Origin of the sequence: Acinetobacter venetianus RAG-1 = CIP 110063, from assembly GCF_000368585.1 — a bacterium.
Classification (GTDB): domain Bacteria; phylum Pseudomonadota; class Gammaproteobacteria; order Pseudomonadales; family Moraxellaceae; genus Acinetobacter; species Acinetobacter venetianus.
Genome location: NZ_KB849557.1, coordinates 191,511 through 204,578 on the forward strand (window position 1 = coordinate 191,511; position 13,068 = coordinate 204,578).

Here is a 13,068-nt window from a genome sequence, read left to right on the forward strand (position 1 = left end):
TGGGAGGGATTTAAGGTAAAGCATAAGCGACGAGATAGTCACCCATCTTAGTACCGAATGAGCCATGCCCACCTGCCATGATCACGACATATTGTTTACCATTGGCTTCATAAGTCATTGGTGTTGCTTGTCCACCTGCAGGTAAACGTGCTTCCCATAACTTATCGCCATTTGAAACATTAAATGCACGAATGTAGTTATCTTGGGTTGCACCCACGAACATCACATTACCCGCAGTTGAAATCGATCCACCAAGACCTGGCACACCAATTTTTACAGGTGGTAATTGGAACAATTGCGGTAAGCTGTCACGAATCGTACCAATACGTTTTTTCCAGACCACTTCATGCGTTTTTAAGTCCACACCAGCAACAAAGCCCCATCCAGGTTGTTTACATGGTAAGCCGAATGGTGAAAGGAATGGACTAATATCAACACCATAAGGTGTACCATACATTGGTTGCATGCCCTGTTCAGTACCTGCACCACGTGCAACTGGCTCACGGTTTGGATCAGCAGGAATCAAACGACTCACGAAAGGTAAGCCAATCGGATTCATAACTGCGACCTGACGATCAGCATTCACAGACATACCGCCCCACTCGAACACACCTAAGTTGCCAGGGAATACGAGAGTGCCATTTTCAGAAGGCGGCGTATAAATGCCATCATAGTTGAGACGTTTAAACTTCACACGACACATCAACTGATCAAACATTGTGGCACCCCACATGTCTTTATCTGTCAATTTATCTTTAGGCGCTAAGTTAAAATCAGAGAATGGTTGAGTTTTTGAATAGAACTCACCTTTAGTCTGCGGACCCCATTTTACAGTTTGTGGAACTGGCTTCTCAGTAATCGGAACAATTGGCTGGCCATTACGACGGTCTAATACAAAAGCATTACCCGTTTTGGTTAAGACATAAATCGCTGGAACAGTTTGACCTGATTTATCTTGGACATCTGCTAATGAAGGTTGTGATGGTACATCCATATCCCACAAATCATGATGTGTGGTTTGGAAATGCCAAACAAGCTTACCAGTCGTTGCATTGATCGCTAGCATTGAGTTGGCATAACGTTCTTTTAACTCAGTACGATCTCCACCCCAAATATCAGGCGTACCGACACCTGTTGGAACATAAACGATATCTAGTTTTGAATCATAGGCAAGTGGCGCCCATGCATTTGGTGAGTTATGTACAAAAGTCGTGTCTTGACCCGGCATTGCATTTGGATCAGCTGCACCAGTATCGAATACCCATAGCAATTTACCTGTGTTCACGTCATAACCACGAATCACACCCGATGGCTCTTTATTCGAATGGTTATCAGTAACCGAACCTGCTATGACCACTGTAGTACCTGATACAACGCCCGGCGAAGTTGGGTTATAGCCACCCGGATAAGCGTATGGCATGAATTCTTGTAAATTCACTTCACCATTTTGCCCAAAGTCAGAACATGCTTTACCTGTATCAGCATTGACCGCAACTAAACGACCATCATTTACAGGAACGAATACTTTGCGTGGACATTCAGCAGAGCTAGACTTTTTCGCTTGTAAACTGGTAGCAAATTCAGTGGTATTCGCTGCATCGTAGTACATCACGCCACGACAAGTTAAATGCTGGAAGGTTTTATCCGTTTTAAGTTTTGGATCAAAACGCCATTTTTCTTTACCTGTCGCAGGATCAAGTGCAATCAAATGTTGGTGTGGGGTACACATATACATATTGTTGCCGATTTTGATCGGTGTCACTTGATTGGTTGTTTCGCCTGAATCATTTTCAGTTCGGAAATCACCTGTACGGAATGTCCAAGCCACTTTCAAGTCTTTGACATTTTTGTCATTAATTTGAGTCAATGGAGAATAACGCTCTCCACCTTGGCTACGACCATAAGCAGGCCAATCTTCAGGCGCAACGCCATCGACTGCTTTTGCTTGTTCAGGTTGAGGTGTTTCGATTACACCATTAATTTCTTGTGGATCATTAAAGATTGAATACACCATCACAACGATCGCAATTGCTAACGTAGATGATAGTGCAACTTTACTTGAGCCTAGCCTATCAATACCACGCGTTACAGCAGGTACTAATAACCACAAGCCCAAAACACCTAAAACATCAAGGCGTGGAGCAAGTGCCCAGAAGTCCGTTCCAACTTCCCAAACACCCCAAATCACACTACCTAACATTAACGCGGCATAGACCCATAATGGGCCAGATGCGCGCTTATAAAGTTGTACTGCTACAATCAGTAGCAACACACCAGCAATTACATAATAATAAGACCCGCCAATTGTCGCGAGCCAGACACCGCCAATGAGCAAGAACAATGCAATCAGGCCAATAATAATGACCGTCAATGTTCTAAGCCCAGATTTTGAAGCAGATTGATTCATAAGATCACCTTGCATCTTTTGATTTTAGATCCATGAAAAGGACAAAACCTTTCAATGGTCGAATTCAATTCATCAAGGAAACTTTGCAGATGTAATCTTATGCATTGACTAAATGTGCAAAGTTTCTCAACTTTTAGTTAGAAAATAGTTTGAAACTTAATCCCACCAACCCACGTTTTATCGCCATTTTTCAATGCACCAACATGATGGATATATTGAATATTTGGACGAATCGTCAGCCAGTTGGTTGCATGGACGCCGTAATACAACTCAGTGTTATATTCTTCATCCAAAAGATTGTTGTTTTTATCATTGGCATGAATACGAGCCACACCTAGAGCAAGTTCATCTTGCGGGCGTTGATCAAGTAAGCCTTTGTAGACCAAACCAACATTTTGCATGTCTTTAACAGCATTGGTTTTTGAATCATGTACTGTGACATTTACAAAACCAGTTAAACCACGATCAGATTGACCATTATGTTGAGTTAACTGTTGCTTGGCTGAGAACCAGCCACCTTGTTTGTGTCCTGTCTTACTTGGATTTTCGATTTCAGTTGCATCAGCCGTACTGTAGTAATAGCCAAAACGATATTCACCTGGGAGAGAAAGCGCGCCTAGTTTTGGAGTCCATACAACTTCAGCAGGAATAATTGCCCCACGAGAACCATCAGTACTCAGATTAAAACCTTTACCACGCTGTAAATTTTCAGGGTTGTATTCATAAGCCCCGATTTGTGCATAAAGATCAGGTTGGAGGTTGTACTTAACACGTAATGCCCACTGACTGACAGGCCAGTTATACCATTGATCACCAACCCAGTTCCCGACTTGAGAACCACATAAAGCTAAGTTTTGGAAATCACAGTCAAAACTATTAAAGTCTTCACCTTCACCAAAACGACCAACTTTAATATCTAAGGCTTGATCTAAAAATTTCTTTTTGATCCAGAGATCAGTAAGGCGCCAAGTTTGACCACGTCCCCAAACTTCTTGCACTGAACTCAGATGTCCTTGCAGACCATCTGCTTTTTGAGAAAGCGACTGGCCATCACGATAGGTAATCGTGATCTGAGCTTCTGTATCTTGCCAACCTAAAATTTTGTTTAGATCAAGATGTGTACCTAAAGCCAATTGTCCAGTATATTCACTACCATGACTTGAATGCTGTTTAGAATCTAAAACCCCTGCAAACTCACCCGTGTAATCCGCAGAAAAGTTATAACCCTGTTCTTGCAACGCAGTGCGTTGACCGTTCCAATCCCCAAACAGCCATTGACCATTTGGGTCAAAAGCTTCGGCTGCTTGAGTTTGTTGTGCGAAAAGACTCAATGATAGAACGGATAAACAAGAAACAATCAATGGTTTAGAGATTGTCATGTTTACGTAACCTTTTATGTTTTTGTATATAAAAGGTTACTCCGATTTTGAAATTACAATTTATTCAAAATGTTAATGATCTGTACAATATGTTAACAATCAGTGATTGAATGCACATATTTTCTACCATTTACCTTCGCCCAAGCCTTGCCCTATAAATGCATAGTTCATTTTCGAACGAGAAAACTTGATTGGACATGCAAGCTGCGGTTCAGTTTGCTCTGCATTTTCAGACAATGGAACATCGACCACCCAGCCACGTTGATCAGCAATTGGCGATACTAAGGCCTCGTCAAGGCTGAGTACAGGCTCAACACAAATGTCGAGATTTTGGAATAGCTGTTGCCATGCTGCAAAATCTTGGGTCTTAAATTTCTCCTGCAATGCCTGCTTAACGGCTTGACGATCTTCAGGATCAAAGGATGCACCTTTTGCCAGCAGAATCGGTAAGTCTAATGCTGCTGCTAAACCCGCCATAAATTGCGGCTCTAAACTGCCTACTGAAAAATAGCGACTGTCTTTGGTTTCATAATAATCATAGAAACTCGCACCATTCAGCATACCTTGTTCTGGAGCCTGAGGTGTCTGCCCAGCAAGACTTGCTGAAGCAGCCATGCTATTTAAGCTCGCCACACAATCTGTCATCGAAATATCAATGTATTGCCCCATACCACTACGTTGACGCTCTACAACTGCTGCCAAAATCCCAATCACGGCATGTAAAGAACCTCCTGCAACATCTGCAATTTGAATCCCTAATGGGGGTGGTCCACTATCCTGACGACCGCTATGCCCTGAGACACCAGCAAGCGCAAGATAATTAATGTCATGCCCTGCTCGATCTTTGTATGCCCCTGTTTGACCATAACCCGTAATCGAGCAATAAATTAATCTCGGATTAATCTCAGCTAAAGTTTCATAATCCAAACCTAAACGGCGCATCACATCTGGTCGGAATTGCTCAACCACAATATCAAATTCAGAGATTTTATTTTTCAGCAACTCAATATTGGCTGCATCTTTAAGATCTAATGCAATCGACTGTTTATTTCTGTTTAAATAACTATGTGCAGTGGCCTGACCATTCGCATAGGGTGGCATAATCCTTACTAAGTCAGGGCGAGTCGGTGACTCAATATGGATAACTTCTGCACCCATGTCTGCTAGATACATACTCGCAAATGGACCAGGTAATAAAGTTGAAAAATCTAGGACTTTCAATCCCTTTAAAGCAGATGGCATAATAATTTTTACTCAATTTGTTCAAATTTTCTTTTATACTAGGTTTGGATAAACACAAAAACAATGTCATGTTCAGCCATTTACCTTGATAGTTTCGGCAATTTAACATGTACAGAATGAGCAATTATTTTTCTTGTCAATTGCCCAATTTGATATTTTAGACGGTTATTTAGGTCAATTATCGTGAACAGTAAAGAAACTGAAGGATTCAATATGAGCCGTGATACGATCAGCATCCACTTCGTGAATGCGGCTTTAACAGGTGTTAAGCGCCTAGGCATGGACGTTGAAACATTACTTTCACATGTCGGTATAGAAGCAGAATTACTGCGCCAACCTAAAGCTCGAATCTCCCCTGAGCAATACACTCGCTTTGTAAAAATGTTATGGATGGTCACTCAAGATGAGCACGTTGGCTTTGATGTCCAACCGCGTCGTCTAGGTACGTTCGCAATCATGTGTCAGTTGATTATTCATTCCAAGACACTTGGACAAGCACTTGAGCTTTCATCTCAATTCTACAAATTGTTTGGAGACGAATGGTCTGTCAGTTTAGAGCGCGATAAGCATGAAGCTCGTTTGGTTCCTCATATTCCAAAAGCACTCGATCCAGATCATTTCATTACTGAAAGTATGCTGATGATTTGGCATGGTCTTGCTTCATGGTTAATTGAGCGTCGATTACCTTTAGAACGCGTTCATTTTGGCTATGAACGCCCAAACCACGCCGATGAATATGATGCACTGTTCTTTGCGCCAGTAATGCAATTTGATGCACCACGTACAGAAATTACCTTTGCTGCAGATTATCTCGACTTACCAATTCGACAAGATGAAAACACTTTAGAAGAGTTTCTCAAAGCTGCACCAGCGCAATTGTTAGTGAAATTCAAAAATACCAATTCATTAACATCGCGTATTCGTGATGTATTGAAAAGTCAAATTGGCGAAGAAATGCCAACACTTAATGATGTTGCATCCATGCTTTATCTTTCACCACAGACTTTACGTCGTCGCTTAGCAGCAGAAGGTAAAAGCTATCAAGGTGTCAAAGATGCCTTGCGTCGTGACGCAGCAATTCACTTATTACTTACACCGAATCTTACGCTTGAAGATGTTGCTCAACAGGTTGGATTTAGTGAAACCAGTACTTTCCACCGTGCATTTAAAAAATGGACAGGTGTAACTCCTGGTTTGTATCGTCAGTTGCACGGACACCATAATTAATGTGTTCTATACAAGTGTTCAACTTTTAAGAGTTGAACACTGCTTCTTGTAATAAATAGCATTAATAAGTTTAATTTTTATGTTGTAAACAACCACTGATCAACACCTGTGGGATACACAGCATAATGATTATTTTCTATATCTTCTTTTGTAAACCACTGCGCCAAATAAGTTGATCCGTTCGTTTCATGTCCCGTTATTTGATGAGTTAAATACATCGACTCATCAACAAAATCAGCGCAATAAATAAAAACAACTTCATGCCCTTGCTGACCATCAAAAGTGAATAAGTTTTCTAACACGCCTAAGAGCTTTGGATAAATAATTTGCTTATCAATTTCCTCCATTACTTCACGGCATACAGCCCGTTCAGACAATTCACCATATTCAATCCCGCCCCCAATCGGTCTTAAATAATTTTCATTTTTACTAGGATCATATCCTTTTGAAAGTAAGACCTTCTCCTTATAACGGAAAATACAAAGTGCCTTGGTTTTGATCTGATTCATTATTTCGTCTTCGCTAAACATAAATTATAAAATAGCAATTATTACAATGCTTTATAATAAAAAATCTTAAATTCGATAAGCTATAGACACAATCATCTCTTTTTATTTAATCTAAAATCTTAATTTCCCTAAAGACTTTCCGATATCTTATTTGTAGATTCATTCTAAGCAATCTAATATATCTAAAATCAAAACTAGCTCCAAAAAATCCAATTTAGCTTTAATTTTAAATATTTATGGGGAAATCGTATGAAATATTCTATGGTGTTGACTGCCTTATTATTAGCAGTATGTACATATTCATCACAAGCAAAAACGATATCTGCTGAGAAAGCAAAGCAATCAGTCATTCCTCCTGTAATCAACATTTCAGGTCAACAACTTCGCGTCAAAGATACCATTAATAGTGTCACCAAGCGATTTGGAAAACCTGTATCCACAGCAGATTATGGTGATATGTTCCACTATGTATATGCAACTCAAGATGAAAGATACGCCATACATGTTTATAGTGAAGATGGCAAAGTGGTTGATCAATATCGTGTCCAAGGTATCGACTGGGACAAACCTCTGGACCGTTATAAAAAAGACAACGTCAACATGGTATTCGATGGTCGTACTGTCGTATTAGGTGATGATATCCAACATACAGGAAGAACTTTTTCTAATGCGTGTCTTGTATTCGGAGCAGATGTTTATATGTTCGCTGATCGTGGTGACTACACCGTAAATGCCACATTTGAGAAAAATAAAAATAGTGGCGGCGATCTCTACACCAATGTACTCGAAATCGGTTCACTCGGTCTTGGTTGGCAAGATGATCCGAACCAATGGTGCATTCCGTTAAAAGACTATAAAGCTGAAAGCTAATACAATTAAATTTAGAGTCTTAGCTGATTAATTAAGATCATCAACTAAGACTCTAAAATCCCCAATTAATATCATTTTATTAGATTGATTTCTAATGAGATAAAACATCTTCACTAAAATCAGAGTAGTTGATTCGAGCTTTTTATTTCTTTCATCTTGCAGCTAAAGAACAATCTGAACAATTGGCGAAAAACATCAAACTTGCCAACGTTTATCATCATTGCACTAGCACTTAAATTGAGTACACTCGATAAACAACAATTTTAAGGTGATACAAGGAAAACCTATGAGCGAGGCCTACATTATTGATGCCATTCGCACGCCACGCGGAAAAGGAAAAAAAGACGGCTCACTTCATGAAGTAAAACCAATTACTTTACTGACTTCATTACTGAATGAATTACAACAACGCCATCAACTCGACACATCGAAAGTTGATGACATCGTATTAGGCTGTGTAACACCTGTTGCAGACCAAGGTGGTGATATTGCAAAAACTGCAGCAATTGCCGCGGGTTGGAATGATGATGTTGCAGGGGTACAAATCAATCGATTCTGCGCATCTGGCTTAGAAGCGGTGAACTTGGCAGCACAAAAAGTACGTTCAGGTTGGGAAGACGTTGTCGTTGCTGGTGGCGTAGAGTCAATGTCACGTATTCCAATGGGTTCAGATGGCGGTCCTTGGGCACTTGACCCTGAAACCAATTTAAAATCTTCATTTGTTCCACAAGGCGTTGGCGCAGATCTTATTGCAACGTTGGATGGCTATAGCCGTGCAGATGTCGATGCATTTGCTGTCGGCTCACAACAAAAAGCCGCTGCTGCTCAAGCAAATGGTTATTTCGATAAATCAGTTGTGCCTGTAAAAGATCACTCAGGTGTCATGATTTTAGAAAAAGATGAATTTATTAAAGGCAATACCACTGTTGAAGGCTTAGCAAAGCTAAATGCGAGCTTTGAAATGATGGGACAAATGGGCTTTGATGCAGTTGCATTACAGAAGTACCCTGAAGCTCAAAAAATCAATCATGTGCATCATGCGGGTAACTCGTCAGGTATCGTGGATGGTGCGGCGGTTGTACTACTTGCTTCTGAAAAAGCGGTCAAAGAACAAGGCCTAAAACCACGCGCCAAAGTACTCGCTACAGCATTGGTCGGTACAGACCCAACCATCATGCTGACAGGCCCTGCTCCTGCTGCACGCAAGGCATTGGCTAAAGCTGGTTTAACAATTGATGATATTGATCTTTTTGAAGTAAATGAAGCATTTGCTGCTGTAGTCATGCGTTTCATCAATGAACTTAAAGTCCCTGCCGAAAAAGTCAATGTGAATGGTGGCGCGATTGCAATGGGTCATCCATTAGGTGCAACTGGTGCCATGATTTTAGGAACTTTACTTGATGAGTTAGAACGTCAAGGTAAAAAACGCGGTCTAGCAACATTATGTGTCGGTGGTGGTATGGGCATCGCTACCATTATCGAGTTGGTGTAAGGAGCACAACATGAGCGCTATTAAATACGAAAAAAACGCTGACAATATTGTAATTCTTACCCTTGATTCATCTGGTCAATCTGCAAATACCATGAATGCAGAGTTCCGTGATTCACTCGATGGAGTCAGTCAAAAATTAAAGGCTGAAACTGAACTGAAAGGTATTATTTTCTGTTCTGCCAAGAAAACCTTTTTTGCAGGCGGTGACTTGGATGAACTGATTCAAGTGCAACCTGAACATGCGACTGAGTTCTTCAAAATGATTGAAAAGCTCAAAGGTGACTTACGTACGATTGAAACTTTAGGAGTTCCAGTTGTAGCAGCTTTAAACGGTACTGCGCTTGGCGGTGGCTGGGAAATCGCTTTAGGTTGTCATTATCGTATTGCCATCAATGATCCGAAAACCAAATTTGGTTTACCTGAAGTAACTTTAGGCTTGCTTCCAGGCGGTGGTGGTATCGTGCGTATGGTACGTTTGCTTGGTCTACAAAATGCATTTCCCTTCTTGATGGAAGGAAAGCAATTTGGTGTCGATAAAGCAAAATCGCTTGGTTTAGTACATGACACGGCTGAAAATGAACAAGAGCTTTTAGATAAAGCGATTGCTTGGGTGAAAGCCAATCCGAAATCACAACAACCATTTGATGTCAAAGGTTACAAAATTCCAGGTGGCGACCCTAAAACGCCTGCGGTGGCTCAAGTATTAGCAATTGCACCAGCGATGCTACGTGACAAAACCAAAGGTTGCTATCCTGCTCCTGAAGCGATCATGGCTGCCGCGGTTGAAGGTGCGCAAGTCGATGTGGATACCGCTTTACGTATCGAGTCACGCTACTTCACTCAACTGACTGTGGGGCAAGTATCGAAGAACATGATCGGTACCTTCTGGCATGGTCTAAATGCAATTAAATCAGGTGCGAGTCGCCCTACTGATGTTGCAAAATGGCAAGCGAAGAAAGTCGGTGTGTTGGGTGCTGGGATGATGGGTGCAGGTATTGCCTACTCAACCGCAATCAAAGGCATTCCTGTTGTTCTGAAAGATGTCTCAGTTGAAAATGCAGAGAAAGGTAAAGCGTATTCACAAAAGCTCCTTGATAAACGCGTTTCGCAAGGTCGAATGTCTGCTGAAAAGCGTGATCAAGTCTTAGCACTAATTACTGCAACCGCAGATGCGGCTGACCTACAGGGCTGTGACTTAATCATTGAAGCAGTATTTGAGAATCAGGAATTAAAAGCCAAAGTGACACAAGAAGCTGAACAGTATTTAGCTGAGGGTGGAATCTTTGCATCGAACACCTCTACTCTGCCAATTACGGGTTTAGCGACAGCAAGTAAAGATGCACAGAACTTTATTGGCCTGCATTTCTTTAGCCCAGTTGACAAAATGCAATTGGTCGAAATTATCAAAGGTAAAGAGACTTCTGCCGAAACATTGGCTAAAGCCTATGACTTTGTACAGCAAATTGCTAAAACGCCAATCGTAGTCAATGACAGCCGTGGCTTCTTCACCAGTCGCGTATTCGGAACATTCATTCAAGAAGGTATGCGCTTACTTGCTGAAGGTGTGCATCCAGCAAAAATTGAAATGGCTGCACTCAAAGCAGGTATGCCAGTAGGGCCATTGGCAATTCAAGATGAAGTCTCTTTAACATTGACCGAGCATGTTGCAGGAGAAACACGAAAAGCACTTCAAGCAGAAGGTAAAGATTTACCAAAAACACCTGTGGATGAAGTGGTTCACACCATGATTCATGAGCTGAATCGTAAAGGTAAAGCCGCAGGTGCTGGTTTCTATGATTATCCTGAAAATGGTAAAAAACATTTATGGGATGGTCTAAGCCGTTGGAGTAAAGAAAATGACATCTCTGAACAAGATATGATTGACCGTTTCTTGTTTGTTCAAGCACTCGATACTTTACGCTGCTATGAAGAAGGTGTTTTAGAGTCAGTGATTGATGCCAATGTTGGTTCTATTTTTGGGATCGGTTTTGCACCGTGGACAGGTGGAGCGATTCAGTTCCTCAATCAAAATGGTATTGAGCAATCACTTCAACGCTCAGAAGAGCTTGCTGCTAAATTTGGTGAACGTTTCAATCCACCAAATTTATTGAAAGAGAAAGCACAGCAAAAAACTGTGATTCAATAATCTTGATTCACTAAAGCCCGTTAAGGCCCGTATGGAACTCCTTGTCTGTACGGGCTTTTTATTCTCTCGACAAAATCACAGCAAAACATCTGAGTAATACATCACAATTTATGCTATAACTTTACCCAATTAAGCTTTATTTTTTCGCATCTTTTGGAAATTTCTTATGTCTGAAAAACTCTGTCCTGAAACATCTCCTTGGGGCTGGAAAGCACTCATCATCACTTGTGTTTTAAGCTTTTTATTTATGGTGATTTTCTATTTGGCGATCAACAATGAGCCAGATTACATGCCGATGAACCAAAAGAAAGCCGTAACTCCAGCTGAAATGTCACAATCCTCTATGCCAATGAAAATGGACAACGCTGAAGGACATCAACACAATCACTAAAGTGTTATTGTCGAACATGATAAATCCGTGTTAAACAGGGATTTATCATGTTATTCGAGATTTTCAATGCTTCAACAAAATCGTCAGGCACTGGTCGTTGAAGGCGGTGGAATGCGTGGTGCATTTACCAGCGGTGTCTTAGATGCATTTTTGCAGCAACAGTTTAACCCCTTCGATCTATGTGTCGGTGTTTCTTCTGGTTCAACCAATCTCGCCAATTACTTAGCTGCACAACAAGGTCGCACGCTACAAATCTATTTAGATCACTCACTTCGTTCCGAATTTATCCAATACGGTCGCTTTTTTAAAGGTGGTGATTTATTGGATTTAAAATGGATGTGGGATGTCGTTGAAAAAGAGCATCCGCTAAATCAAAGTCATTTATTTGCCAATCATCCTGAATTCTATATGGTGCTTACTCATGCTATTTCAGGCGAAGCCACCTATATCAAAGCGTCAAAAGACAATATCTTAGAAGGTTTAAGAGCATCAAGTTCCATTCCTGTATTGACTCGTCAAGCTGTTGAAGTCTTTGGTGAGCCTTATTTTGATGGTGGTGTAGCAGATGCCCTTCCCATCCACTGGGCTGCTCAACAAAACAATGTTTCAAAGCTTATGGTGTTACGTACACGACCAAAAAGCTACTTCAAAGCAAGCAGCAAAGGTGATCAATTCTTAGCAAAATATATGTTTAAGCAACAACGAGGATTTGCTCAGAGCCTATTAGCACGGACTCAACGTTATAATGACTCGGTAGAATTTGTACGTTCGTCATCACAACAGAAAATATTAGAAGTATGTCCTCCTGATCTCAAAAATATGGCGGGACGTCTCTCAAAGAACAAAGCCAAAATCCGTTATAGCTACGATGTTGGAATAGAAACAGGGTTTAAAGCAATTGAGCAGTGGAAGCTGCTTTAATCAAATAATCAAGCCGTCAATCTCAGCAATGTTGACGGCTTCTCATTCAAATTACACAAACATTCATAACCAATCACTTCAATATTTTCAAATCAATCGCTTCAACTCAATCAAAAATATAAATCATGAAAATGCACTCAAACACAGGATAAAACCATATAATATTTATGGTTTTCTGAGCATTGCTCAGTTCTTTATTTTTGTTATTACAATGCAAAATTTAATTTTTTATTTTTGGATATTTTTTATGAGTGATCGCTCAAATTCTCACAAAGATTCTAACGAAACTGTTTTAGGCTGGAAATTTGTCATCATCGTTGGTGTACTCAGCACCATTTTTTTAAGCTTTTTCTATTTAGCAATGACGCAAGAACCTGACTATATGCCGGGCGCGCAACGTAAAGCACAACAAGAAAAAGAACTGGCTCAACATGCATCTGCTGCATCAGAAGTTGTTGAGCAAAATCAGCAAAAATAAGTTGAT

General features: G+C 40.7%; 11 protein-coding genes. 7 read left to right on the top strand and 4 right to left on the bottom strand.

Annotated elements, in window-relative coordinates; all coding sequences use genetic code 11:
* Positions 1 to 10: 10 nt before the first annotated feature.
* The 3 genes from F959_RS02400 to F959_RS02410 all read right to left on the bottom strand — a co-directional run bounded on the left by F959_RS02400 (position 11) and on the right by F959_RS02410 (position 5,028).
* Positions 11 to 2,407 (bottom strand): glucose/quinate/shikimate family membrane-bound PQQ-dependent dehydrogenase, encoded by a 2,397-nt coding sequence (locus F959_RS02400; protein WP_004877210.1) that lies wholly within the window; start codon positions 2,405 to 2,407, stop codon positions 11 to 13.
* 137 nt (positions 2,408 to 2,544) lie between these two features.
* Positions 2,545 to 3,765 carry a carbohydrate porin gene (locus tag F959_RS02405; RefSeq protein WP_171056570.1) on the bottom strand — a complete coding sequence of 407 codons (1,221 nt, stop codon included), beginning with the start codon at positions 3,763 to 3,765 and terminating at the stop codon, positions 2,545 to 2,547.
* A gap of 144 nt (positions 3,766 to 3,909) precedes the next feature.
* Positions 3,910 to 5,028 (bottom strand): CaiB/BaiF CoA transferase family protein, encoded by a 1,119-nt coding sequence (locus F959_RS02410; RefSeq protein WP_004877214.1) that lies wholly within the window; start codon positions 5,026 to 5,028, stop codon positions 3,910 to 3,912.
* A gap of 213 nt (positions 5,029 to 5,241) precedes the next feature.
* On the opposite strand from F959_RS02410, the gene F959_RS02415 reads away from it, so the two are divergent.
* Positions 5,242 to 6,255 (top strand): AraC family transcriptional regulator, encoded by a 1,014-nt coding sequence (locus tag F959_RS02415; protein WP_004877216.1) that lies wholly within the window; start codon positions 5,242 to 5,244, stop codon positions 6,253 to 6,255.
* Positions 6,256 to 6,332: 77 nt separating this feature from the next.
* Here the strand turns inward: F959_RS02415 and F959_RS02420 are convergent, their stop codons facing one another.
* Complete coding sequence (locus F959_RS02420; RefSeq protein WP_017196700.1) at positions 6,333 to 6,764, bottom strand: NUDIX hydrolase; 432 nt, start codon at positions 6,762 to 6,764, stop codon at positions 6,333 to 6,335.
* A gap of 249 nt (positions 6,765 to 7,013) precedes the next feature.
* On the opposite strand from F959_RS02420, the gene F959_RS02425 reads away from it, so the two are divergent.
* The 6 genes from F959_RS02425 to F959_RS02450 all read left to right on the top strand — a co-directional run bounded on the left by F959_RS02425 (position 7,014) and on the right by F959_RS02450 (position 13,062).
* Positions 7,014 to 7,634 (top strand): hypothetical protein, encoded by a 621-nt coding sequence (locus F959_RS02425; RefSeq protein WP_004877218.1) that lies wholly within the window; start codon positions 7,014 to 7,016, stop codon positions 7,632 to 7,634.
* Between the two features lie 286 nt (positions 7,635 to 7,920).
* Complete coding sequence (locus F959_RS02430) at positions 7,921 to 9,126, top strand: acetyl-CoA C-acetyltransferase (protein WP_004877220.1); 1,206 nt, start codon at positions 7,921 to 7,923, stop codon at positions 9,124 to 9,126.
* 10 nt (positions 9,127 to 9,136) lie between these two features.
* A complete protein-coding gene (locus F959_RS02435) occupies positions 9,137 to 11,272 on the top strand; it encodes a 3-hydroxyacyl-CoA dehydrogenase NAD-binding domain-containing protein (protein ID WP_004877222.1) in 2,136 nt (711 codons plus the stop codon).
* A 166-nt stretch (positions 11,273 to 11,438) separates the two neighbouring features.
* Complete coding sequence (locus F959_RS02440; RefSeq protein WP_004877224.1) at positions 11,439 to 11,663, top strand: hypothetical protein; 225 nt, start codon at positions 11,439 to 11,441, stop codon at positions 11,661 to 11,663.
* 66 nt (positions 11,664 to 11,729) lie between these two features.
* Positions 11,730 to 12,584 carry a patatin-like phospholipase family protein gene (locus F959_RS02445; protein WP_004877226.1) on the top strand — a complete coding sequence of 285 codons (855 nt, stop codon included), beginning with the start codon at positions 11,730 to 11,732 and terminating at the stop codon, positions 12,582 to 12,584.
* A gap of 247 nt (positions 12,585 to 12,831) precedes the next feature.
* Complete coding sequence (locus tag F959_RS02450) at positions 12,832 to 13,062, top strand: hypothetical protein (RefSeq protein ID WP_004877228.1); 231 nt, start codon at positions 12,832 to 12,834, stop codon at positions 13,060 to 13,062.
* The last annotated feature ends 6 nt before the right edge of the window (positions 13,063 to 13,068 follow it).